The 24,755-nt window shown below is 38.8% G+C and carries 20 protein-coding genes; 9 read left to right on the top strand and 11 right to left on the bottom strand.

Annotated elements, in window-relative coordinates; all coding sequences use genetic code 11:
• Positions 1-7 precede the first annotated feature (7 nt).
• From DIZ80_03905 to DIZ80_03915, 3 genes are all read left to right on the top strand, one after another.
• Positions 8-241, top strand: coding sequence for a hypothetical protein (locus DIZ80_03905; GenBank protein ID RDH84622.1), 234 nt, complete (start codon positions 8-10; stop codon positions 239-241).
• Positions 242-428: 187 nt separating this feature from the next.
• Positions 429-1,877, top strand: a complete 1,449-nt coding sequence (locus tag DIZ80_03910; protein ID RDH84623.1) for an exodeoxyribonuclease I — start codon at positions 429-431, stop codon at positions 1,875-1,877.
• 91 nt (positions 1,878-1,968) lie between these two features.
• Complete coding sequence (locus DIZ80_03915) at positions 1,969-2,583, top strand: adenylate/guanylate cyclase domain-containing protein (GenBank protein RDH84624.1); 615 nt, start codon at positions 1,969-1,971, stop codon at positions 2,581-2,583.
• Position 2,584: 1 nt separating this feature from the next.
• Here the strand turns inward: DIZ80_03915 and DIZ80_03920 are convergent, their stop codons facing one another.
• The 8 genes from DIZ80_03920 to DIZ80_03955 all read right to left on the bottom strand — a co-directional run bounded on the left by DIZ80_03920 (position 2,585) and on the right by DIZ80_03955 (position 8,622).
• Positions 2,585-2,902, bottom strand: coding sequence for a hypothetical protein (locus tag DIZ80_03920; protein RDH84625.1), 318 nt, complete (start codon positions 2,900-2,902; stop codon positions 2,585-2,587).
• An 85-nt stretch (positions 2,903-2,987) separates the two neighbouring features.
• A complete protein-coding gene (locus DIZ80_03925; GenBank protein ID RDH84626.1) occupies positions 2,988-3,581 on the bottom strand; it encodes a hypothetical protein in 594 nt (197 codons plus the stop codon).
• Positions 3,582-3,590: 9 nt separating this feature from the next.
• A complete protein-coding gene (locus DIZ80_03930) occupies positions 3,591-4,445 on the bottom strand; it encodes a hypothetical protein (GenBank protein RDH84627.1) in 855 nt (284 codons plus the stop codon).
• Between the two features lie 8 nt (positions 4,446-4,453).
• Positions 4,454-5,311: an ABC transporter ATP-binding protein gene (locus DIZ80_03935; GenBank protein RDH84628.1), complete on the bottom strand. Its 858-nt coding sequence runs from the start codon at positions 5,309-5,311 to the stop codon at positions 4,454-4,456.
• Positions 5,312-5,321: 10 nt separating this feature from the next.
• The gene (locus DIZ80_03940; protein RDH84629.1) at positions 5,322-6,113 is read right to left on the bottom strand and encodes an ABC transporter; all 792 of its coding nucleotides are present in this window, start codon (positions 6,111-6,113) and stop codon (positions 5,322-5,324) included.
• An 18-nt stretch (positions 6,114-6,131) separates the two neighbouring features.
• A complete protein-coding gene (locus DIZ80_03945; GenBank protein ID RDH84630.1) occupies positions 6,132-6,452 on the bottom strand; it encodes an anti-sigma factor antagonist in 321 nt (106 codons plus the stop codon).
• A gap of 9 nt (positions 6,453-6,461) precedes the next feature.
• On the bottom strand, positions 6,462-6,911 hold the full coding sequence (locus DIZ80_03950) for an ATP-binding protein (protein ID RDH84631.1): 450 nt from the start codon (positions 6,909-6,911) through the stop codon (positions 6,462-6,464).
• Between the two features lies 1 nt (position 6,912).
• Positions 6,913-8,622: a hypothetical protein gene (locus DIZ80_03955; protein RDH84632.1), complete on the bottom strand. Its 1,710-nt coding sequence runs from the start codon at positions 8,620-8,622 to the stop codon at positions 6,913-6,915.
• 268 nt (positions 8,623-8,890) lie between these two features.
• Here DIZ80_03955 and DIZ80_03960 point away from each other — a divergent pair, with 268 nt between their 5' ends.
• From DIZ80_03960 to DIZ80_03970, 3 genes are read left to right on the top strand one after another with little or no spacing between them, the layout of a single operon-like run.
• Positions 8,891-9,838, top strand: a complete 948-nt coding sequence (locus DIZ80_03960) for an AAA family ATPase (protein ID RDH84633.1) — start codon at positions 8,891-8,893, stop codon at positions 9,836-9,838.
• Positions 9,838-10,824: a hypothetical protein gene (locus DIZ80_03965; GenBank protein RDH84634.1), complete on the top strand. Its 987-nt coding sequence runs from the start codon at positions 9,838-9,840 to the stop codon at positions 10,822-10,824. Before DIZ80_03960 ends, DIZ80_03965 begins: the two co-directional genes overlap by 1 nt.
• Positions 10,782-12,800 (top strand): hypothetical protein, encoded by a 2,019-nt coding sequence (locus DIZ80_03970; protein RDH84635.1) that lies wholly within the window; start codon positions 10,782-10,784, stop codon positions 12,798-12,800. The genes DIZ80_03965 and DIZ80_03970 overlap by 43 nt, the downstream gene beginning before the upstream one ends.
• 64 nt (positions 12,801-12,864) lie before the next feature.
• On the opposite strand, the gene DIZ80_03975 is transcribed toward DIZ80_03970, so the two are convergent.
• Positions 12,865-13,266: an SCP-2 sterol transfer family protein gene (locus DIZ80_03975; GenBank protein RDH84636.1), complete on the bottom strand. Its 402-nt coding sequence runs from the start codon at positions 13,264-13,266 to the stop codon at positions 12,865-12,867.
• Positions 13,267-13,453: 187 nt separating this feature from the next.
• Here DIZ80_03975 and DIZ80_03980 point away from each other — a divergent pair, with 187 nt between their 5' ends.
• Positions 13,454-13,711 (top strand): hypothetical protein, encoded by a 258-nt coding sequence (locus DIZ80_03980; protein ID RDH84637.1) that lies wholly within the window; start codon positions 13,454-13,456, stop codon positions 13,709-13,711.
• 98 nt (positions 13,712-13,809) lie between these two features.
• Here DIZ80_03980 and DIZ80_03985 read toward each other — a convergent pair whose 3' ends face one another.
• Positions 13,810-14,388, bottom strand: coding sequence for a hypothetical protein (locus tag DIZ80_03985; protein RDH84638.1), 579 nt, complete (start codon positions 14,386-14,388; stop codon positions 13,810-13,812).
• 105 nt (positions 14,389-14,493) lie between these two features.
• Here DIZ80_03985 and DIZ80_03990 point away from each other — a divergent pair, with 105 nt between their 5' ends.
• Positions 14,494-15,612: an efflux RND transporter periplasmic adaptor subunit gene (locus tag DIZ80_03990; GenBank protein RDH84639.1), complete on the top strand. Its 1,119-nt coding sequence runs from the start codon at positions 14,494-14,496 to the stop codon at positions 15,610-15,612.
• 89 nt (positions 15,613-15,701) lie between these two features.
• Positions 15,702-18,761, top strand: coding sequence for an MFS transporter (locus DIZ80_03995; GenBank protein RDH84640.1), 3,060 nt, complete (start codon positions 15,702-15,704; stop codon positions 18,759-18,761).
• A gap of 54 nt (positions 18,762-18,815) precedes the next feature.
• Here the strand turns inward: DIZ80_03995 and DIZ80_04000 are convergent, their stop codons facing one another.
• Complete coding sequence (locus DIZ80_04000) at positions 18,816-24,413, bottom strand: excinuclease ABC subunit A (protein RDH84641.1); 5,598 nt, start codon at positions 24,411-24,413, stop codon at positions 18,816-18,818.
• Positions 24,414-24,755 lie beyond the last annotated feature (342 nt).

Genomic DNA, 24,755 nt, shown 5'->3' on the forward strand with positions numbered 1-24,755 from the left:
ACTAAAGATGTCTGATACTATTCTACAAAAATTTAAACGTATATTTAGAATTAATATGTTAATTGGCCTGGTTATTACCGTTGCCGCTATATATATGATTATTACGGGCACTTACGATGGTATTGAGACAAGACGTTCAACTGAAGCAATACTGGGCTGGACAGCAATAGCAGGCGTTTTATACACGGTGAGTTTCTGGTTTGCATGCATGTTTAGAAAGCAGTTCTTCCAGAAAGGCTAATTTAATACAACTCAATCCGGCTGGATTAATTACACAGTTAATCCAGCCGGATATCATAATATATCTACCACATACTTACTGATATCTATTAATATCCACCCTACTTAAGTCAAATAACAATATCATTTGACACATCAATTTTATCAATTCAAACTCAGCTCTACTCCATTAAAAAAATATAATAATCATGCACTCCCCAAGTTTATACTGGTACGACTATGAGACCTTCGGTACTGACCCCAGAACTGATCGAATTGCACAGTTTGCCGGCATTCGTACTGATATGGACTTCAATATTATTGAAGAGCCTGTAGATATTTACTGCAGAGCAAGTAATGATATTTTACCTAATCCTGAAGCCTGCCTGATTACAGGTATTACCCCACAGAAAACATTTGAGAATGGTTTAATTGAAGCCGAGTTTATTTCTCTTATTGAAAAAGAGTTTGCTACACCTAATACCTGTGTTGTTGGTTTTAATAGTATACGTTTCGATGATGAATTTACCCGTTACAGCCTGTACCGAAACTTTTTTGATCCCTATGCTCGTGAATGGCAGAACGGTTGTTCTCGCTGGGATATTATTGATTTAGTCAGAATGACCCGGGCTCTGCGTCCGGAAGGCATCGAATGGCCAGTTGATGAAAATGGCATTGCAAGCAATCGACTAGAGCTTATTACGAAGGCAAATGGAATCAGCCACGAAGCTGCACATGATGCATTATCAGATGTATATGCCACGATTGCACTGGCTAAATTAATTAAAGATAAACAACCCAGATTATTTGATTTCGTATTTGAAAATAAAAAGAAGCAGAAGATTTCTAAAATGCTTAATTTATATAAACCAGAGGTTGTTCTTCACACCTCCGGAATGTATCCAAGCACAATTTGCAATACCACGGTCGTTTACCCCCTTGCTCAGCACCCAACCAATAAAAATGGCATTATAGTTTTTGACCTACGATTTTCACCTGAAGATTTGAAAAATCTCAGTGCCGAAGAAATTATAAAACGCCTGTATACACCCAGAGATCAATTACCTGAAGGCGTTGAACGTATTCCTCTGAAAACGATACACATAAACAAATGTCCGGTAATTGCACCCGTTAAAACACTTGATGAAGCATCTTCTAAAAGAACTGAAATCAATCAACAACAATATACAGAACACCTTAAAATGCTACAGGACATACCTGACCTGAATAAAAAGCTGAACCAGATTTTCAGTCACAACCCATTTTCACCTGAAACTGATCCGGATAAAAGTTTATATGGAGGTGGATTTTTTAGTCCTGATGATAAAAAACGCATGGATGATTTACGCCAGTTAAGAGAAGCCGAATTAGCGAATGTTGATTTTAATTTTAAAGATAAACGAATTCCTGAAATGATATTCCGTTATCGCGCACGTAACTACCCTGGCAGTTTGAGTAATGATGAAAATATCCGCTGGAATGAGTACCGAACAAACAGATTCACTGATAATGAAACAAAAAATAATTTAAGTTTTGAAGTTTACAATAAATTATTAACTGAACGACTGGAAGACGATTCAATTGATAACAATAAAAAGAAGATATTGCATGAACTGCAGGAATGGGGGCAGTCTATAACGGAAGACCTAAACGTTTAACTCAATAGATATCTAACAACAAAAACTATACAAACATTATTTTATGGTAACGAATAAATCGTAAATTATAAAATATATATAGGTAACTTATATGCCATCTCTATCCTGTTTAAATTCTCACCTGTTTGATTTCAATACATATCGAGATGACAATAGACGACAAAAAATTGAAGATTCTATCTGGAAAGAATTTGGTAAAACCGGTGCTGTATGCGTTATAGATATGTGTGGTTTTACCCGGGCATCACAGGAAAAGGGCATTATTTACTACCTGTCAATGGTAAGAAGAATGCAAATTATCGTTGAACCTATTATTAAAGAACACAATGGAAGCGTCGTTAAGTTTGAAGCCGATAACTGTTTTGCCCGATTCAATACCGTAGAAGAAGCATTAAAAGCAGTAAAGTATATATTTGTTGCGATCGACGCGACCAATAGAACAACACACGATGATCTTGATATAGATTTATCTATTGGAATTGATTACGGAAAATATTTATTACTTGAAGATACCGATTACTGGGGTGAGCCTGTCAATCGTGCAAGCAAGTTAGGTGAAGATATAGCCGATAAAAACAATATTTTACTTACTGACACTGCCTGGGAGCAGATTAAAAATACTGACAACTATCATACAAAAATTAAACAACATGAAATTTCAGGCATCATGATTGATTCATATGAAATAATTAAGTTTAAAAACTAGATCAACTATCCTTAATATTATTCACAATTTCACTTAATGTATAAAACTGTGCATTTCGCATAAAACCTGCAATAACTTCTTCTTTTAGGGTCAATGCCACACCTTTATCATCTCTCTCTTTTATCCAGCATTCAGGCAGTCCATCAAATAAATGCATGACGGATAATTCACCGTTACGGTCCTGTGAGAGATGTATATGCTGGTTCTTTAAATTTTTAAATGCCGGCATAAATCCAAAGCTGATATCGCTAAAAACGACGCCATTAAATTGATGGTAAGCACCCTGCTGTCGAACAGCCTGATGATGTGACATATACATATGAATATCCTGCACTAATAGGCTACTTTTTAATATATCGGCCAGGACATGAGTTTCTTTAATACTAATTCAATAGATTAACTGGTTATTTTTTACTCAGAAGATCTTCGATCAATTCATTAGATATTGCCGTCAAAGCCGCCCCAAAGGCTTCTGCAGTACTATGCATATCAGTATTCTGTAACGCCTCATTTACTTTGTAACGCTTAGTCCAGGTGTCACCAGTGAGGCTTCCACTTTTCACAGATACTTCAAGTTCAATTTCTATATTTACAGTTTGACCATTAATTATTCGCTCAAAATGAATAATTCGGGTATCCAGAACAAAGTCAGGTCGATTTTCTGTTAAGTCACGATTAACCTGATCAGCTATACCACTGGATACTACTCCCTGATATAACGCATTATGTACTAACTCAGCAGGTGTGGTTGACCAGAAACTATAATGATAACGCTGTAGCTCTAATGGTTTATCACTTTCTATAAATAAAATAGCCCGCTCATGATATAAGCCCGTGGATTTTACCGCTTTAACCACTATCGATTTATAAGATGCAACCTGAGAATCCAGTGCAACTTCAGGTAGGCGATAAAAGTGATCGGTAGGTGCAGGGCCACCACCCAGACTACAGCTCCAGATACTACTCACTAAAAGGAGTAATAATATTAATCGAAACATTGATATTCCTTACTTATCAGTGGGTGGTTTACTGCCTAATATCACACCCGGATTATTACGTAATTCTCGACTGAACTCATTCATGTTCTGACTGGTTGCATCCAGATTATACATAACTGATTCAATGCGACTGGAAACAACATCAATAGATTTTTTAAGTTCTATTACGGTATAGCGAATATCTTCACTATTATCATTCAGGATCAGATCAGTTCTTGTAAGAATGCTATCAAGCTGTTTATTGATTCTTGTAAAACCAGCAGCCAGTTCTGATAAACTTTTACCGGATGAATCGGCATGTTTGAATAAATTATTTAAATGTTGCACATTATTATCACTCAATAAAAGCGACACCTTATCCGCAGAATAATTTAATTTTGCTATTAAATTATTTATATTATTTGTTGACTGGGGAATAAAATCATTTAATTGAGAAGCAATTGAATCAACCAGCTCCATAATATCAACCGCTTCTGCACTTTCCAGTGTATCTCCAGGAGATAAATATTTTTTTGAACTTCCCTGAGTTATTTCTATTTGTTTATCTGAAATAATGGCTGGCATCACAATTTGAGCTGTACTATCAGCTGGTATTTTCCAGTCGGATTTCACCCATAAGGTTAATTTATAAACCGTTTTATTGGTATCAAATATAGGTTCTACACCCTTAACTGCACCTATGGCATAACCTCCATACGTGACAACAATGCCATCTTTTATTCCGGTTACGTTATTAAACTCAACAAAATATTCATCTGATTCTGATTGTCCACCCGTTATTTTATACAACATAACAAATAACATTATTAAACCGGTTAGAACAAAAATTCCTACCATAAAATAATTCGTATTTTCTTTTTTCATATTATTAACTAATATCTTGAATGATTAGGATTAATTAAATTTGATTTTTCAGGTACCGAATCCAGACTTTTACCCGTCAATCTCTGCAAATATTCATCAACATCAACTATATCTCGACGCGGTTTTCTATGAAGTAAATTATAGATACGATGATTATCACTATTTTTCACCTCTTCTACCGTACCACACATCAATATATCCCCCCTGTCTAAAATAGTAATTCTGTCAGCAATATTAAATGCACTTTCCAGTTCATGGGTAACAACTACAATCGTCATACCCATTGCATCTCTAAGGCGCAGAATTAATTCATCAAGCTCTGCAGACACAACCGGATCAAGTCCGGCTGAGGGCTCATCAAAAAATAATAGTTTCGGATCAAGGATAATTGCTCTGGCTAATGCGGCACGTTTAATCATACCGCCGGATAACTGGGACGGCATTAAGTCTTCAAAACCGGCCATGTTAACAACTTCCAGTTTCATCTGACTCATTATTCGCATGGTGTTCTCATCCAGGTTTGCATGTTCGCTTAAAGGTAACTGAATATTTTCAGATACACTCATGGAACCAAACAAAGCACCACCCTGAAAAGACACTCCAATCTGCTTTTTCATTTGATGCAGCTGGTTAGAGGTCATTCTGGTAATGTCTTTGCCAAGTAATTTAATACTACCTGCAGTTGGTTTATTAAGCCCTAACATATACCGTAAAAGAGTACTTTTACCTGAACCACTCCCCCCCATAATAACCATGATTTCGCCTTTATTCACTTCAAGGCTAACACTATTAAGTATTTTTTTACTTCCGTAATGCGTAATCAGATCACTCACTTCAATTACTTTCTGGTTGTTTTCAGCTTGCATAATAAATACTCTAAACTCTGGTTAAAAAGAAAGTAAAAATCATATCCGCAATTACAATAAGACTTATAGACATAACCACCGAACGAGTAGTTGCCAACCCTACACCTTCAGCCCCACCTTTAACCTGAAAACCATTAAGCACACTGACAATAACAATCAGTATTGCAAACACGATGCTCTTAAAAATACCCTGCATTAAATCAAAGCGGGTAATCACATCAAAACTTCGACTCATATACACGTCTACAGGCATACCTAGTTCGTAAGATGTATATACTGCCCCACCTAACATTCCCATTAAATCACCAAAAATAGTTAATACCGGCATCGCCACAAGCATCGCTACAAGTGCAGGTGCAGCAAGGTAGCGCACCGGGTTTATGCCTATCACTCGTAATGCATCTATCTCCTGTGACTCCTTCATCGTCCCTATTCGTGCTGCGATAGCAGAGCCTGAACGCCCAGCTACAATAATACCGGTAATTAAAGCTGCGAACTCACGTGTCACTGAGACTGCAATCCCCGTTACAACCTGCGCCTGTGCCCCATAAGGTTTGAGTGTTTCCAGCCCCTGTATTGCAAGCATCATTCCTACTGAAAAACACAACACGATAACAATAGGTGATGCGGTTACACCTATCTGTACTGCCTGAGTAAAAATAAGATGCAAACTGACAGGCTGTTTATTAAACCAGCCCATTATTAGCCAGTAAACTGATTCAATAAATAACATGACGCCATAGCCGAGCTCTTCAACCGCTCCAACCGCAACCTGCCCCAGTTTTTCAATTCGGCGTTTCATTTTGTACGCGTCATACCTCTATTCAACCTCATCCAGAGAATCATAAATAGTAAATACCGAATCAAGACGAGCCAGCTGTAAAACCTGCATCGCAGAATCACTCACACCGACCAGTGCAAAGTTTATTTTTTTAGATCGAGCAGTCTGCAAACCTTCAACCAGACTCGCTACACCAGAGCTATCAATATATTCGACTAGTGATAAATCTATTAATAAATTCGAATTTTTCTTTATGTAAGCTAATATTTGTTTTCTTACATTTGGTGATTCATTCAAATCAATTTCACCAGACAAACTGATAACCGAATAATTTAAATGCTGTGCAACTGGATACTTCATTAAACTGCCTTATTTTTTACATTGTTCATCTATACAACAGACAACAGGATTATTTAACTGTTTTCGCATTTCCAGTATATTTCCTGTACCACTCGGGTTGTTTTTATATTCCACACTATCCATTACCTGATTGATGATGTGCACACCTAATCCTCCGGGTCTTATATCATCAAGATCTCTTGAATGTATAGAATCAAGATCTACACCCTCTGCAAAATCAAATATTTTTACTAAAAACTCTTCTTTATCTTTCCAGAATTCAACAATAATCTCTTCACTATCCTGCTCATGATAGGCGTGTTGCATTACATTCATACATCCTTCATTAATCGCCATAACCATGCAGTCCAGATTCTCAGGGCAACAGCCCTGTTTCTCAGCTAAATCACGCACAAAGTGTCGCAGTGGTTTCAGCTTATCAGCACGGGATAACAAATGAATACGTTCAAGTCTAATCATCTTATTCAGACTTTTCTAATAGTAATAACGTCACATCATCACGTAATGGCTGAGCCGTATTCGTAAACTTATTAACTATTAACTTCAGTCTTTCAACTGGAGATAATTTTTTATCCATACTGGCTATCAGCTTAAACAACCCACCTAATTCAAGCATAGACTTTTCATTAACAAATCCTTCCGTTACACCATCAGAGTATATATACAGACTGCCACTGCCTAATTTTATTATTGATTTTGTATAAAGCGTATCAGGCATCACACCCAATGGAGGTGCTGTTGCTTCAAATTCCTGACAGAATCCCTCTTCTAAAAATAACAATGCAGGCGGGTTTCCCGCATTTACCAGATGCACTTCATCTTTTGATGGCCTGTATAAACCTGCAACCATCGTTACAAACATGCCATGGATCGATGTTTCGCATAATTCATTATTTATTTCATACATCAACTGAGCCGGCTCATCAATCCGTTTACCCAGACACCTGAAAAGGCTACAGGTTTTAGCCATTAATAATGCGGCATTCACACCTTTGCCGGAAACATCGCCAAGATTAAAATAAATATCACCATTATCCAGTTCAAAGAAATCATAAAAATCACCAGATAAAATTTTTGCCGATATATTAATTCCGTTAACCGGAAAACCATCACCCTGACTCGCAGGTAATAAGCTTTGTTGTATTTCCCTCGCTAAATTTAAATCGCGATTGATTTCTTTTGCCAGACGATCACGTTCATCCAGTGCCTGCTCAAGTCGTAATGTTAACTCTTGAAAATTAACATTATCTTCATTTAACCTGATATTTGCTTCATATAATATTTGTGAAAAAGCGATATGTTCATGTACATGTATTCCCATCACCAATGCGGTTAAATCAACCTCATCCGGTATTGCCTCAAGTAACTCTTCTGCTCGATAGGGTTCCATGAAAAAATCGTCAGACAACATTTTTCTACATCTATTAATAACATAACTTTTATCATCAGCGGTATAAACTGACGTCATCCAGTCTGCACAATGAACCACTTTGCAAAGCTGTTTATCCAGCTCTGTAAAACCGGCATCACTTAAATTTGATTTGCTACAATTGTGATGATGAGTTAACTGGGTTTTTATTTGCGGAAATATACCCCACGCTTTCATAAAAATACTTAACTGTGCATCATGCTGTAAATTGAATATATTCTGTTCCATACTTAAGCGGGCTTCCGGCTCACGTTTTCGAAACTCAGACCAGAGCGCACCTTTGTCTGGCTGTTCTAGAAACAGCAACAGATACCCGATATCCTGAATGAATCCAGCGGTAAAGCACAGGCTGGCATCAAGCCCGATTAATTCACCGACCATTTTTGCACTAACAGCACGACGCAACGAGTCCTGCCAGAAAGCAGGCATATCCAGACCAAAAATTTTATACTGATTTAACGTGCGATAAATAATCTGAATAATCGCTATTTGCGTAACTCGCTCAATACCCGACAAGTTAATTGCCTGATAAATGGTTTGTACTTTTGTTGTTAAATTAAAATGATCTGAGTTAATAATTTTAAGCAACCGCTGAAAAAATTGCGGATATTTTTCCATCAACTGATTAACCGCCTGCTCCATATCATCCGTATGTTGAGCTAATTCCAGAAAATCACGGGCAATAGCGGGCAAATCAGGCATACCCGGGGCATTTAAATTAACTGTTTTATGAGCAGGCACAGGTTTTCAGATTAAAATTTTTATAAATTAAAGTGAATAGAGTATAGCTGCTGTTTGACACAAAAGTGATAGAAAACAGTGATTTAATCGCAAGTAAGCTGAACAGAGATGAATCCGAACAATCGGCTTTCCGCTTTTTATATTCGTTAAGCGATACAACTAAATTCTTATATAGTACCTGTGAATATTACTCCACTAAGCTCTATACTCATAAATGGAACCACACATCAAAAACACAGTCTTATAGCAATTATTATGAGAATTTTTTATGCCTCAGCAGTCTAGTTTAAATATTGATCAACGCCAGCAGTTAATAAAACTTACTTCAAAATCAATTTCTTCTATTATTCTGGGTAAAGACAGGCAAATTCAACTCGCCCTTAGCTGCCTGCTAGCCGGTGGACATCTGTTAATTGAGGACTTACCTGGAGTTGGCAAAACCACTCTATCACTGACACTGGCTCGTGTTTTTGGGCTCGATTTTCAACGTATTCAGTTCACCAGCGATTTATTGCCTTCCGATGTATTAGGTGTTTCTATATTTGATGCACACAAACAGTCATTCACGTTTCATCAGGGCCCCATATTCACACAGGTACTGCTTGCTGATGAAATTAATCGCTCTACACCTAAAACTCAAAGTGCATTACTTGAAGCAATGGAAGAAAAACAGGTCACGCAGGACGGTGTAACCCGAACTTTACCCACCCCATTCTTCGTTATTGCGACTCAGAACCCGATGGAACAGGTAGGTACATTTCCTTTGCCTGAATCACAACTCGATCGTTTCCTGATGCGCATTAATATCGGTTACCCGGATCAACAGGCCGAAATGGAATTATTAAAAGGCAGTAACCGCCATGAAATGATCCAGCAACTTGAGACCGTTATCACACCTGAACAACTGATTGAAATACAGTTATCTGTAGAAAAAATACATATGTCACAGGCAATACTGGATTATGTTTTATCCCTTATACGCAGCAGTCGCCTGTCTCCCTGGTTTATTAGCGGTCTTTCTCCTCGCGCTGGCCTTGCATTACAACGATGCGCCCGGGCCTGGGCATTTCTTCAGAATCGTGACCATGTATTACCTGAAGATGTACAGGAAGTGCTTCCCTGTGTGGCTGCACACCGATTACAAATACATCCTGAGCACCAGGGTAAGAATATCAATGATCTGATAACGTTACTTGTAAAGCAGGTGCCAGTTTAATGGCATCCAGCCTGCCCTTAATTCCTCAGTTTTTTGAACGTTTTATACTCAAATGGGCAGAAAAACGTCAGCCCCTTACTCACCCTCAAATTACCATAAACCATCGTCAGTTATATATTTTGCCTACTCGTCATGGCATCACATATCTCTTTATATTATTGCTAATTCTGTTTGGCTCTATCAACTATGAAAACAGTCTGGGTTATATGCTGACGTTTCTACTGGTGGCACTGGGTTTTCTCGCAATGATCTATACCCACTTCAATATAAACCAGCTTGTAGTAAAGCTGGGCCGCGCTGAACCTGTTTTTGCCGGGCAGGATATTTTATTTCCAGTCTATATTTCGCAAGTATCAAATATTACCCGTCCGAACTTAAAGCTACTTTCAGAAACCGGTCAAATATCAACTGCGCATTTAATTGAGACAACAGAAACCGAATGTAATCTTTCATTAAGCACACTTCATAGGGGATATATTTCACCCGGACGAATTAAGTTATCGAGTGAATACCCACTGGGATTATTTCATGCCTGGAGCTGGTTAAATCTTCAAAGCCAATGCCTGGTTTACCCTGCTCCAGACTCACATCACCACCCTTTCAGTTTTTCAGAAGACGATAATCAGGGTTTAACTATTAGCGATAAGCAGGGTGTAGATGATTTTGCTGGTATCAGACAATACCACGCGGGTGATTTACCTAACCATATGGCCTGGAAAGCAATCGCTAAAACAGGTGAACTACAGACAAAATTATTTAACCACGAAACTTCAAGAAAGATATGGATAAGCTGGAAAAACACCAGTGAAACCCTGGATATAGAGCAACGACTATCAATTTTATGTCGCATGATTATTGATGCCTGCGAAAACAATACTGTTTATGGAGTAGATATACCGGGTACCAGTATTGCTCCATCTTCTGGCTTACAACATAAACACCAATGTTTAAAAGCGCTTGCCCTGTTTGGTCACAACGAACAATGAATTTAAATAACCAGACAATAAATGCCCTTAGTCAATCGCCTGTATTCTGGGTTACATTGTCACTGGCATTTGTCATTACTCCTCATCTGGGTCGGTTCCCAGCATGGTCAATTGTTCTTATAAGTGTTTTATTTTTATGGCGACTCGTATGCATAAAACATAAACGCTGGTTACCGCCTAAATTTTTTCTATTATTAATTAGTATATTATCATTAGCCGGAATATTTATATTTTTTGGCACGCTGATTGGAAAAACGGCAGGCTCTGTTGTGTTATCAATTTTACTTGCCATTAAGCTACATGAAAGTCAGTCTCGCCGTGATTACATGTTATTAATATTTTTAAGTTTTTTTGTCATTGTTACTAATTTTCTGTTTTCACAAAGCATCCCAACTGTTATTTTTATGTTAATGGCTATAATATTTTTAATCATTAGCATGATTAGTATTAACCAGGGTTCAGCTCCCCTTAGTTTTAAATACAAATCAAAATTCGCTGTAAAAATGCTACTGCAAGCTATCCCGCTCATGTTAATTATGTTTGTGCTATTCCCCAGAATATCAGGAACCTTATGGCAGCTTCCCGATGACAATCTATCTTCTCAAAGCGGCTTGAGTGACAGCATGTCTCCTGGCAACATTTCTAACCTGATACAGTCAAACTCTGTTGCATTCCGGGTTAATTTTGAAAAAGAAATTCCCCAGCAAAACAAACTATACTGGAGAGCCCTTGTTTTATGGTATTTTGATGGTAAAACATGGGAACAGGGAAAACAAAATCTTTCACCCGTTACGACATTATATCCACGGTCTAATGATTTAGTTAGTTACACAGTAACTATGGAACCACATCAGAAGAACTGGTTATTCGCATTAGATATCCCCTACGATATACCTGACAATGCATTCTATACAAAAAACTATAATTTACGCACAAAGCAGAAAATAAATAGCCTTTATCAGTATAAAGTATCATCAATTTTTGATTATATTATTCAAAGTAAAATAACACCGTGGGAAAAAAGTGCAGGACTTAAAATCCCCATAAATACAAACCCCCAAACTGTTCAGTTGGGTAAGCAACTATCAAAACAATATAAGAATAAAGATGATATTGTGAATCATGTATTGAATCTTTTTAATAAAGAAAATTTTCATTACACGTTACGCCCACCATTAACGCCTGGATTTAATCCTGTCGATCAGTTTTTATTTAATTCACGCCGTGGCTTTTGTGAGCACTATGCCAGTAGTTTTACCTTACTGATGCGCGCAGCTGGCATACCGGCAAGAGTAGTTTTAGGTTACCAGGGGGGTACAGTAAACCCTTTAAATAAAGTAATGACCATTCGCAATAGTGATGCACATGCCTGGTCTGAAGTCTGGTTTAAAGACAGGGGCTGGGTACGTATTGATCCAACAGCAGCCATAGCACCTATGAGAATAGAACGTAACCTTGAGGCAGCATTAGCACCTTCTGAATATCGCCCATTTCATATGTTGATTAATAGCGGTTTCATTGAAGATGTTTTATTTTACTGGGATGCAGTCGATAATCAATGGAACGAATGGGTAGTTGGTTATGATGAAAAAATTCAACAGGACTTATTAGAGGCGATAACCAGTAAAAAAATTAACCTTTCTGACATTATATTGATGCTGGTGATCAGTTTTAGCGTAATGATTATTATTTTATCAATCATTATTTTCAAACCCTGGAAAAAACAGAAACTTGATCCTGTCGTGAAAACCTATAATAACTTCTGCAGGAAGTTAGACTCCAGAGGTATTCACAGAGAGATATATGAAGGACCATTAGATTTTTCAAAGAGAGCTATCAGGATATTACCGAACAATAAAAGTTCAATTGAGTTAATTACTCATTTGTATACAAAATTGAGGTATGAATCATCGAATAATGAAAAACAGTTTCACCAGTTCCGGCATCTCGTCAGAACGTTTAAACCATCTAAATGAAATACAGGTAGCAGAAGTAGTGTGAAGATTTAGTTAAAAAATCCTCACACAGGGGCTCTTTGAATTAATTAACAGCCTTACCCATTAAAGCAAAACATTTTACAAAGGCTGTAGATAAACGAGGGTCCTTTATCATTACAGCATAATCACCTTTCTTAAATTTAAGCTTACGTGATGTATATGCTAGCCCCAGTTTCATCAAACCAGGTGGTTTTGCTACAAGTGCCATCCAGTTTTCATTGGATGCTCGTAAATCCCAGTTAATTAGTTCCCCGTTAGGCGTGCCAGCAGTAATAATTTGACCATTGGAAATAGTTAATACTACACGAGGATCATCTTCCCCTTCTATTCCAAAAGCAACAACCGAATTGAAGTTTGATTGACCTAGTTCCTTCGCAATGCCATCGTTACTGTTCCACAATTCTTTATAATTTGTAGCCCAGTCATTTGTAAATAATTCAGGCATAAGCCATTGACCCCATTGTATTTTTCAACATTTTAAACGTATGCGGTGAAATTAGCAAAAAATGCTATTTGAATCCAGTAAATTCACACCACAGTCATCATTTAATAACAAATTATGTATATTAATTAGCAGAAAGCACTGTTTTCGGCTATGTTTAGCTAATATACGAACAAATAAGGAAAGAGTAATGAAAGAAGTTAAGGGCGTGACCATTTACTTTAATGACGGCACAAAACTTGTGATTGAATACCCTAAACAGGATGTCAATGAGTACGACATGGTCACTAAACTCAATGAAATGCTAGATAGCAGACACTTTCTGGTTGAATCAAACGGAGCCATGTTATTTATTCCCGTTGATAATATAAAATATCTTCAGGTATACCCTGCTCCCGAAAAGTTACCACCAAATACAATAACCGGTGCTACGATCCTGGAAGTATGATTTTTATAGCCTGATACTAGTTACTTCACAAGTATCTGAAACATAGATAAGAGTGTAGTAGCTATATTTTTATTAAATCCTGCCTAACTCAGCACCGACTATTTAAGATCAGGAATAGAACTAAACAATTCAACCAGCAAACCATTTACTCTTTGTTGGCGACCATTGTCTGTATCTTCGATACCGGTAAAAACTTCTACTGCACCACGCCACACCACATTATTTAACTGCGTATCAATCAGATCAACAATTAGAACGCCTTTTTCACGTGATTTTGCCTCTATACTATTTCCTCTCAAACCTGGAGACAGACCATATTTCAATGTCAGAGCAGTATCACTCATTTCAGATGCTAAAGACACATGGTACTGAATCATCATACTACTTTTAGGGCCCTGCTCCATCGGATAGGCTTTTTTACTGATTGCCTGAACAATCGCCTCATCAATTAATGCCGAAACGGAAAAACTGGATTTTTGAAGCCCTGCTGAAATATCAGCATGATTATCCGCCCATGAAAATGATTTCAGACTCGTCAATGAAAATTCAGGCTGAGCCACAACCACGACCGATGATCTCATTAATTCAGGGGTTACTTCCGCCTGAGCATTAAATGTGACTAAAGAAATACATACTAAATAAGCATAAATTGCCATTGCCATTTTTATTGATTTCATAAGTTGCCTTTTGAATGATTTATAATCTTATCTAACTATATAATTCTGCTATTATGCCTAAATTCGGGTTCAACCTGAACCATAAAATATAATGGAACTATTTATATGAATAAACGCACTCGCCAGATACCCCACAAAACCCTGATTTGCCTACTTTCAGCTATTTCAGCTTTATCGCTCACTGCCTGTGGCAATGATAATAACGAAGTAAAAGCGGAAGTTATCAGACCAGCAAAAATTATTACGGTTGGTGACCCTCTTGCAGGTGTACAAAGAGTTTATCCCGGTGAGGTAGAAGCAGGTGACCGCTCTGAACAGGCTTTTCGTGTGGGGGGTGAACTGGTTAAGTTACCTGCGAAAGCCGGCTTAAAAGTTAAAAAGGGGCAACTGTTAGCTCAACTGGATGCTTCAGATTTTCAGTTACGTGTTGATGAACAACAGGCCAGATTTGACTTAACACAGGTACAGTTTGACCGAACCGAAAAACTGGTAAAGCAGCAATTAATACCTATATCCGATTTCGATACAGCAAAATCCAATCTGCTTGCAGCTAAAGCAGATCTAAGATTAGCTAAAGCCAATTTATCTTATACAGAATTACGTGCACCTTTCGATGGCGTTGTTTCAAAATTAAATGTAAAAAACCATGAAAACGTTAGAAAAAATGAAGTTGTTCTAGTTATTCAAACAGTTAATGATATTGATATTACCTTTCAATTATCTGAAAACATCATCTCGAGACTAAAAAAAGGCAGTGATCAAAAAGCCCAACCAAAAGTTGTGTTTGATACCTACCCGGATAAGTCTTATGAAACATCCGTGAAAGAGTTTGACTCTGAAGCAAACGCGACAACTCGAACTTACAAAGTGACCCTCACAATGCCGTCTCCTAAAGATTTTATTGCATTGCCAGGCATGAGTGTAAATGTACATTTAAATTTCAACAAACTTGTGGAGTCTGAAACAGCTAAAATAGTCATACCGATTGAAGCCGTTTATTCTCCTGAAAATGATAACCTTAAATCACGCAGCTATCAGGTATGGAAACTTGATAATGACACAATGAAAACTCAGGCAACTAAAGTAACCATTGGGCAAATTACCAGTTCCGGAATTGAAATAACATCAGGGCTAACATCAGGGGATCAGGTAATTACTGCGGGTGTTAACTTCATAAAAGAAGGCCAGACAGTAAAACCCTGGGTAAAAGAAGCAGGGCTTTAAAGAAATCTGTCAGGATTTTATAAATGGAAGATATTAAGTTTATAACTTTAATATCCCTTATTTCTCTACACTTAAAGTAATTCAACGCTATGAATATTGCAGAATTTTCTATACGTAACAAACTAATCAGCTGGTTAATCACCATCATTTTTCTTATTGGTGGCGCTTTTGCTTACAGCAAATTATCCAGACTGGAAGATCCTGAATTTACAATTAAAGATGCAGTTATTGTCACCCAGTATCCCGGTGCATCACCACAGCAGGTAGAAGAAGAAGTCACCTATCCTCTGGAAAATGCCTTACAGCAATTACAGTATGTAGATTACATTCGCTCAGTTTCTACCAATGGTCTTTCACAGATAACCGTGACCATGAAGCGTCAATACAATAGTAATGACCTGCCACAGATCTGGGATGAATTACGACGCAAAGTAAACGACCTGGCACCCAGCCTTCCCCCCGGTGTCCAGCCCCCCTTTGTTAATGATGATTTTGGCGATATATTCGGTTTATTATTTGCTGTAATCGGTGATGGATATAGCTATCAGGAATTAAATGATTATGTCGATTACCTGCGTCGTGAACTGGTACTCGTTGAAGGTGTAGGTAAAGTCACAGTTGCCGGCAAGCAACAGGAACAGGTATTTGTTGAAATTGCCCTTAGTCGAATGACGCAACTGGGCATACCTTATCAACGCATTTATGAAATTCTTGCCACACAGAATATTGTTTCAAATGCCGGTGCCATAAAAATTTCATCTGAAAACATACGCTTTCACCCAACAGGTGAATTTCAAAATGTAAAAGAACTGGAAGACCTGTTAATCAGTAGCCCCGGTGACCAGAACCTGCTTTATTTAAGAGATGTAGCCACTGTTAGTCGTGGTTTTCAGGAAGTACCCACTCACCTTATGTCCCTTGATGGACGACAGGCCATTTCTCTAGGTGTTTCATTTGCCTCAGGGTTTAATGTTGTTGATGTTGGTAAACGCATCGACGATAAACTGAAGGAACTTGAATATGCACGCCCCTTAGGCATTGAGTTATCAACACTTTATGACCAGCCAAAACTGGTTGAGGCATCAATTAAAGCTTTTGCTGTCAACTTGCTTGAAGCCGTTGCTATTGTAATTATTGTACTGCTTGTTTTTATGGGCATACGAAGCGGATTATTGATCGGTTTAATCCTCTTTCTTACGGTTATTGGCACCTTTACCTTTATGAAATTACAGGGCATTGATTTACAGCGAATTTCACTGGGCGCGCTGATTATTGCTCTCGGTATGCTGGTTGATAATGCCATTGTTATTACTGAAGGCATACTCATTGGTATACAACGTGGTAAAACAAAAATAGAAGCTGCAAGCGCCATTGTAAAACAGGCAATCTGGCCTCTTTTAGGTGCGACGGTTATTGCGGTTACTGCATTTGCACCCATCGGTTTATCACAGGATTCTACCGGGGAAATGCTCGGTTCACTGTTTTATGTTCTGCTTTATTCATTACTCCTGAGCTGGTTTACGGCAATCAGTTTAACGCCTTTCTTTGCAGATATGATTTTAAAAGACAAGGATTCCGACACAGATGACTCTGACCCATATCAGGGAGCATTTTTTAAAGCCTTTAAAGGTGTACTGGATACCTGCTTAAGACATAAATGGATAACAGCTGGCACCACGGTTGGTTTACTGGTGCTCTCTATTTACGGATTTCAGCAGGTCAAAGTTGTTTTCTTCCCTGCAATGACAACACCGATGGTACTGGTTGATTACCGTAAAGAACATGGTACGGATATACGCCAGACATTTAAAGAAATTCAGGCTGTAGAACAGTGGATATTACAACAGGACAACGTTGTGAAAGTAAGCTCAAATACGGGCAAAGGTGGCACACGTTTTATGCTGACTTACTCGCCAGAAAAAATATTTTCCAGCTATGGTCAGCTTATGGTTGAGTTCGAAGACTATAAACAGATTGACCCATTCATCGCATCAATCAGTCAGCATTTAGATGACCAGTATTCAGATGTAAATTATGACTTTAAAAAATTCGAATTAGGCCCCAGTAAAGACGGCAAAATAGAAGCCCGATTCTCTGGACCTGACCCGGATGTTTTACGTCGACTTTCCATTCAGGCAAAAGATATTTTACATCAACAACCGAATGTTGTGGGTATCCGCGATGACTGGAAAAAACGCACCAAGGTCGTTAGACCCCAGTTTTCTGAAGCTCAGGCCAGACGTGCAGGCATTAGTAAACAGGATCTTGATGACGTGTTACAAATGAGTTATTCAGGAAAATCTATCGGACTGTATCGTGATGGCACAACCCTGCTTCCCATCATTGCACGCCCACCTGAAGATGAACGTTCAAATATTGATACCATTCACAGCCTGCAAATATGGAGCCCTGTTTATGAACGTTATATTTCAATTGAACAGGTAGTGAGAGAGTTCACCGTTGAATGGGAAGATGCGGTTATTAATCGACGCGATAGAAAACGTACCATTACGATTATCGCAAATGCAAACCTGTTAGGCGAAGAGACATCTAACGATTTATACAAAAAAGTTAAACCCGCAATTGAAGCGATTGAACTGCCAAAAGGTTACAGTTTAGTCTGGGGCGGTGAAGCAGAAAGTTCTGCGGATGCAAATGGAGCATTGATGGGGGCAATACCCATGGGGGTGATCGTTATGTTTATCATTACCGTATTGTTGTTTAACACGATTAAACAACCATTGGTAATCTGGTCACTGGCTCCTATGGCCATTATTGGCGTGGCGTTTGGTTTATTAATTACCAACTCTGCATTTACCTTTATGGCGTTACTTGGTTTCATCAGTTTAGTAGGCATGTTACTTAAAAACGGTATCGTTCTGGTAGATCAGATCAATCTGGAACTTCATGAAGGCAAACACCTTTATCACGCCATTTTTGATTCAGCTGTAAGTCGTGTTCGCCCCGTATCGATGGCTGCTGCAACAACTATTTTAGGTATGATTCCATTACTGTTTGATGCCTTTTTCTCATCCATGGCAGTAACGATTATGTTTGGTTTAGGTTTTGCTACGGTATTAACATTAATTGTTGTACCGGCAATCTATGCCATCGTTTATAAGGTTGAATATATTCCATTAGAAAAATAAAACTGTAATGCTTCTGTAGGTGCTCCTTCAGGTGCACCTACAAACTTATTCACATCAATTAATAAGCTCTTTCAGATAAACGCCAGTATGAGACTTCTTACGTTTACAAATTATTTCAGGTTTACCCTGAGCCACAACTTTACCCCCGTATTTTCCACCTTCCGGCCCCATATCAATTACCCAGTCTGATTCCGCAATAACATCAAGATTATGCTCAATAACAATAACTGAATTACCCGCATCAACTAAACGATGTAAAACCCGTAACAATTTTTCCACATCCGCCATATGCAAACCCACCGTGGGTTCATCCAGAATATATAAATTATGCTGGCGAATTTTTGCCGTTGGACTGGTATTGGCTTTGGCCAGCTCTGCCACTAGCTTAATTCGTTGAGCCTCGCCTCCACTTAATGTCGGGCTTTGTTGGCCTAATGTTAAATAACCTAAACCAACATCCTGTAATAACTGTAATGCATGGTGCAATTTCGGAATAGCTGAAAAATATTCTGTGGCTGTTTTTACATTCATGCCAAGCACTTCACCAATATGTTTGTCTTTATAACGAACTGACAACGTTTCATCATTAAAACGCCAGCCATGACAAACTTCACACTCCACCCTGACATCAGGAAGAAAATTCATTTCAACCTTACGCATACCGTGACCACCACAGGCATCACATCGACCATCACCCGCATTAAATGAAAAACGCCCGGGTTTGAATCCTTTTAATCGCGCATCAACAGTATCTGAAAATAGTTTTCGAATTGTATCCCAGATACCAATATAGGTTGCCGGACATGAACGTGGCGTTTTTCCAATAGGCGTTTGATCGACCTCCAGAATTCTTTGTATAGATTCCCAGCCTTTAATCTCTTTACAGCCTTGCCAGCTAATTTTTTTATTACGCCCTGCTTTGCTTCGTTGATTATTTATCGCCGTTTTTAAGTTTCCATGTAAAACCGATCTAATCAATGTGCTTTTACCACTGCCACTCACACCAGAAACACTAACCAGTTTTCGTAAGGGTATAACAACCTCTATATTTGTCAGATTATTCTGAACAGCACCTACTATTTTAATTTTCTCAGCTTCCAGTAATGAACGTTTTTCATTATCACGTAAATCATTCATCGGGTGACGCAGCGGACTTGAAATAAACTGCCCGGTTAATGATTTTTTATTCTTTATCATCTGCTTCAACGTACCGTGCGCGACAACTTCCCCCCCCTCTATTCCGGCGCCTGGCCCCATATCAATGAGATAATCGGCTTCACGAATGGTATCTTCATCATGCTCGACTACTAAAACTGTATTGCCCTGCTGCTGTATTTGACGAAGTGTTTTAATCAACCGCTGGTTATCACGCGCATGCAGGCCTATTGTCGGCTCATCTAAAATATAACAGACACCTTGCAAGTTAGAGCCTAGCTGTGATGCAAGACGAATACGCTGTGCTTCACCACCACTTAAAGTTGGTGCAGATCGATCCAGTGTTAAATAATTCAAACCAACACGCTGCAGAAAACTTAAACGACCTGACATCTCCTGTAATAAATCACGCGCAATTATCTGTTCTTTTTGTGTTAACTTTAATTTAGAAAACCATTTCTCCGAATCATCAACCGACATGGCTGCCAGCTGTGCAATAGACATCTTACGAAAACGTACCGCAAGAGCAGTTTCATTTAAGCGTTGACCATCACAGGTTTTACACTGCGTAGAAACATCATCTTCATTTTCTAACCATGCTCCTTCTTCACCTGTCTGCTCTTCGTCGAAATCTTTTATTGTCTCACCCGTGCCATAACAGGAATCACACCAGCCATGTTTAGAGTTATAAGAAAACAAACGCGGATCCAGCTCATCAAAACCTTTACCACATGAAGGGCAGGCCCGTTCAGTTGAAAAAAGTCTTTCACCTACCTGTTTCTTTGTTGCTTTAAGCGGCTCAACAATAACGATACCATTACCTACATCTAATGCCTGCTGTAATAAATCAGCACATTCTTTTTCTTTATTGGCGGCTATTTTTAATTTCCCAATGGGTAACTCAATATCATGCTCTTTATAACGGGCTAATTTAGGCCAGTCACTGGTTGATACATATTCGCCATCAACCCGTAACTGCTGATAACCTTTAGTACTGGCCCATTTGGCCAGTTCGTTATAAATACCCTTACGCGCAACAACCATCGGTGCCAGTAAAGTAACTTCACGCCCACGATAATCTTTCTGCACCATGGCCAGAATGGCATCTAATGACTGAGGCTCTATTGCCACTTCACATTCAGGGCAATACTGTGTTCCCAGCTTCACGTAAAGCAAACGCATAAAGTGATAAATTTCTGTTAATGTTGCAACGGTACTTTTACGTCCACCCCTGCTTGTACGCTGCTCAATAGCAACCGTAGGAGGAATGCCATGAATAGCATCCACGTCAGGCCGAGATGCGGGTTGTACAAACTGTCTAGCATAAGCATTTAACGACTCCAGATAACGCCGTTGTCCTTCGCCAAAAACAATATCAAATGCAACCGTACTTTTACCACTGCCACTCACTCCGGAGATAACGGTGAACTTATTACGGGGTATTTCAATATCTACATTTTTTAAATTATTTTCACGCGCATGATGAATTTGAATAGACTGATTTACTTTTGTTTCTCGTGTATTAACCGGCAACGCTTTTATTAATTCGGTCTTTGATAAATTAAACGAAGCTTCATATTCACGTAATGCAACTGAGGTATATGAGTCACCCTGCACCGCAATCTGCTGAGGGTAACCCTGTGTAACTAACTGCCCACCACCATCACCACCTTCCGGGCCAATATCGATTAACCAGTCTGCACTGCGTATCACATCCAGGTTATGCTCAATCACCAATAGTGAATTACCCGCATCGATCAACTGCTGAAATGCTTTCATCAAGGTAGAAATATCATCAAAGTGCAAACCGGTAGTTGGCTCATCAAATAGAAAAAGTGTGCCCTTAACCGTTTTTTTCAACTTTGATTTTTTTCCCGTCTGTTTTTTCTTATTAAGATTTTTGGCTAAATGCCCGGCTAACTTAAGCCGTTGTGATTCACCACCACTTAACGTAGGCACAGACTGGCCCAATTGAACATAATGCAAACCAACATCAACGAGTGGTTGTAGCGTTTTAATCACTTCCGGCTCATCCGCAAAAAATAACAGAGCTTCAGCAACCGTCATTGCCAGAATGTCTGCAATTGATTTTGCCTGCCTATCACCTTCAACTATTTCACCGAATAATTTAACCTGCAAAATTTCTGCACGATAACGCTTACCATCGCAATCCGGGCAACGAATGTACACATCACTCAAAAACTGCATCTCAACCATTTCAAAACCATTACCAGAACAGGTTGGGCAGCGTCCATTACCCGAGTTAAAACTAAACGTTCCCGGTGTGTACTTACGTTCTTTAGAGAGTGGTTCAGCAATAAACAGTTTACGTATCGCATCAAATGCACCCACATACGTTGCCGGTATCGAGCGTGTGGTTTTTCCAATAGGACTTTGATCAACAAGAACAACATCATCAACTAACTGATGACCTTTAACTTTCTTACAGACTCCGGGTGTTTCAACTGTTTTACCTTTGTGTTTGCATAACCAGGGGTAAAGAACATCTCGCATTAATGTCGATTTACCAGAACCACTGACACCGGTAATACAAACCAGCTGATGTAAGGGTATATCCACATCAATATTTTTTAAATTATGTTCACTTGCACCTATAATTTGAATAACCTGATTCTGTAACTGTTTTTCATTTTCCCCTGCTGTTTTTTCAGCAGGCTTACTCACACTTTTTTTACCGCTTAAATACTGTGCAGTCAGTGATTTTTTATTTCGCAACAACTGTTTAGGGCTTCCATAAAAACAGATTTCACCCCCAAGTCTCCCGGGCCCCGGGCCAATATCTAAAATTCGATCTGCTGCCAACATCACCTGCGGGTCATGCTCAACCACTAATAAGGAATTTCCCGCATCTCGCAAACGATGCAACACGGTAACCAGTCTATTGACATCACGAGGGTGTAAACCAATACTGGGCTCATCAAGAACAAACAGAGTATTAACAAGTGATGTACCCAGAGCCGTAGTGAGATTAATGCGCTGCACCTCCCCTCCGCTCAAGGTGCGAGACTGACGATCTAAGGTTAAATAACCCAGACCCACTTCTAACAGATAATTTAAACGTGAACGCACTTCACTCAATAATAACTGTGCCGCTTCATCAATCGCAGAGGGTAATTTAATCAACTTAAAAAACTCAGCACAATCACTCAACGGTAAATGCATAACATCATGCACCGTCAGTCCTGGCAACTTCTCAATGTCTTTTTTAGATAAGTTCAAACCTTTAGGTGTTAATCGCCGATTAACATCGATGACTTTATTTGATAACTCAAGGCTACCCAGACGCCACCATAAAGCCGGTGCTTTTAATCTGGCACCATCGCAGGTACCACAGGGTGTATACGAACGATATTTTGAGAGCAACACACGAATGTGCATTTTATAAGATTTACTTTCCAGCCATTTAAAAAATCGCTGAATACCAAACCATACGCCATCATCCCAGTCCCCCTCACCTTCGATTACCCAACGCTGCTGTTTTTTAGTGAGTTTTTTCCAGGGGATATCGATAGGTATTTTAGATTTTTTGGCAAACTTTATAAGCTCATCCTGAACTTCAATATAACTTGGTGTCTGAATTGGTTTTACCGCACCCTCTTTTAATGATTTTGATTCATCCGGAATAACCAGACCATAATCAACACCAATAATTCGCCCAAAGCCCTTACAGCTTTCACAGGCACCGATGGGGGAATTAAATGAAAACAGACTCGGGCTGGGTTCACCATAATCAATATCACAATCAGGACAATGATGATGACTTGAAAAACGCAGCGCTTTACCGGCTTTTTTATTTTCATCTAACGGAAATACATGCACCCGTCCATTTGCATGATTTAGAGACGCTTCAACGGCTTCTGTTAACCTGCCTTTATTTTCTTCATTAAGCTTGAAACGATCCTGAATAACCTCTAATAAACTTCCATCTCGTTTATGTATACGGGTATAACCCTGTTGATTTAATAAACCTACGATTTCATCTTCAGTGAAGTTGTGGGGTATTTTCACCGGCAAACAAACCATTACCCTCTGGTTATCAGCCATCACCGCATACAAGCTTTCTACAATGCTCTGAGATGAATCACAGAGCACTTCACGACCACACCCTGAACAATACAACTGAGCCATACGGGCAAATAGCAGTTTTAAGTAATCATTTAACTCTGTCATTGTGCCAACAGTCGAACGGGATGTGCGAACCGGATTAGTCTGATCAATCGCTATCGCAGGAGGTATGCCCTGAATACTGTCTACAGATGGCTTGTCCATACGATCGAGAAACTGACGTGCATACGCTGAAAAGGTCTCTACATAACGTCTCTGACCTTCTGCATAAATCGTATCAAATGCCAGAGTTGATTTACCTGAGCCACTCACCCCTGTCACCACGATAAGCTCGTTAGTGGGCAATTCAAGATCGAGGTTTTTCAGGTTATTCTGGCGAGCGCCTTTAACAATGATAGATTCTTTGCTCATAAATACTCTGTGATAAGGTGTGAATTAACCAGCAGATAAATATACGGGATATTCACCAACTTTCATATATGAAAAAGTTGAATGATATCGTCAAACTAGTGACGTCGTACAGCCAGTAACTAAATCCCCCATAAAACAGATGTCTTTATGTAGGCACTCCTTTAGGACACAATCAATACGCATAAATAACAATGATATTGCTCACCTAAAGAAACACCTACAATATACCGCATCCAGAATAAATCGATACAGTGAACAGTTATTGCTATTATTAGTGTATATTTATCTCTGATCACAGATAAGTTCAATGAGGCACTGAAACAATTGACTAAAAAATAAAAA

The sequence above is a fragment of the endosymbiont of Galathealinum brachiosum genome (assembly GCA_003349885.1).
GTDB lineage: Bacteria > Pseudomonadota > Gammaproteobacteria > SZUA-229 > SZUA-229 > SZUA-229.

Coding starts and splice junctions, on each gene's coding strand:
- DIZ80_03990 (RDH84639.1), top strand. CDS start 14,494: ATGAATAAACGCACTCGCCAGATACCCCACAAAACCCTGATTTGCCTA.
- DIZ80_03950 (RDH84631.1), bottom strand. CDS start 6,911: ATGATTAGACTTGAACGTATTCATTTGTTATCCCGTGCTGATAAGCTG.
- DIZ80_03910 (RDH84623.1), top strand. CDS start 429: ATGCACTCCCCAAGTTTATACTGGTACGACTATGAGACCTTCGGTACT.
- DIZ80_03965 (RDH84634.1), top strand. CDS start 9,838: ATGGCATCCAGCCTGCCCTTAATTCCTCAGTTTTTTGAACGTTTTATA.
- DIZ80_03930 (RDH84627.1), bottom strand. CDS start 4,445: ATGAAAAAAGAAAATACGAATTATTTTATGGTAGGAATTTTTGTTCTA.
- DIZ80_03980 (RDH84637.1), top strand. CDS start 13,454: ATGAAAGAAGTTAAGGGCGTGACCATTTACTTTAATGACGGCACAAAA.
- DIZ80_03995 (RDH84640.1), top strand. CDS start 15,702: ATGAATATTGCAGAATTTTCTATACGTAACAAACTAATCAGCTGGTTA.
- DIZ80_03975 (RDH84636.1), bottom strand. CDS start 13,266: ATGCCTGAATTATTTACAAATGACTGGGCTACAAATTATAAAGAATTG.
- DIZ80_03920 (RDH84625.1), bottom strand. CDS start 2,902: ATGTATATGTCACATCATCAGGCTGTTCGACAGCAGGGTGCTTACCAT.
- DIZ80_03970 (RDH84635.1), top strand. CDS start 10,782: ATGTTTAAAAGCGCTTGCCCTGTTTGGTCACAACGAACAATGAATTTA.
- DIZ80_03960 (RDH84633.1), top strand. CDS start 8,891: ATGCCTCAGCAGTCTAGTTTAAATATTGATCAACGCCAGCAGTTAATA.
- DIZ80_04000 (RDH84641.1), bottom strand. CDS start 24,413: ATGAGCAAAGAATCTATCATTGTTAAAGGCGCTCGCCAGAATAACCTG.
- DIZ80_03985 (RDH84638.1), bottom strand. CDS start 14,388: ATGAAATCAATAAAAATGGCAATGGCAATTTATGCTTATTTAGTATGT.
- DIZ80_03945 (RDH84630.1), bottom strand. CDS start 6,452: ATGAAGTATCCAGTTGCACAGCATTTAAATTATTCGGTTATCAGTTTG.
- DIZ80_03935 (RDH84628.1), bottom strand. CDS start 5,311: ATGCAAGCTGAAAACAACCAGAAAGTAATTGAAGTGAGTGATCTGATT.
- DIZ80_03905 (RDH84622.1), top strand. CDS start 8: ATGTCTGATACTATTCTACAAAAATTTAAACGTATATTTAGAATTAAT.
- DIZ80_03925 (RDH84626.1), bottom strand. CDS start 3,581: ATGTTTCGATTAATATTATTACTCCTTTTAGTGAGTAGTATCTGGAGC.
- DIZ80_03940 (RDH84629.1), bottom strand. CDS start 6,113: ATGAAACGCCGAATTGAAAAACTGGGGCAGGTTGCGGTTGGAGCGGTT.
- DIZ80_03915 (RDH84624.1), top strand. CDS start 1,969: ATGCCATCTCTATCCTGTTTAAATTCTCACCTGTTTGATTTCAATACA.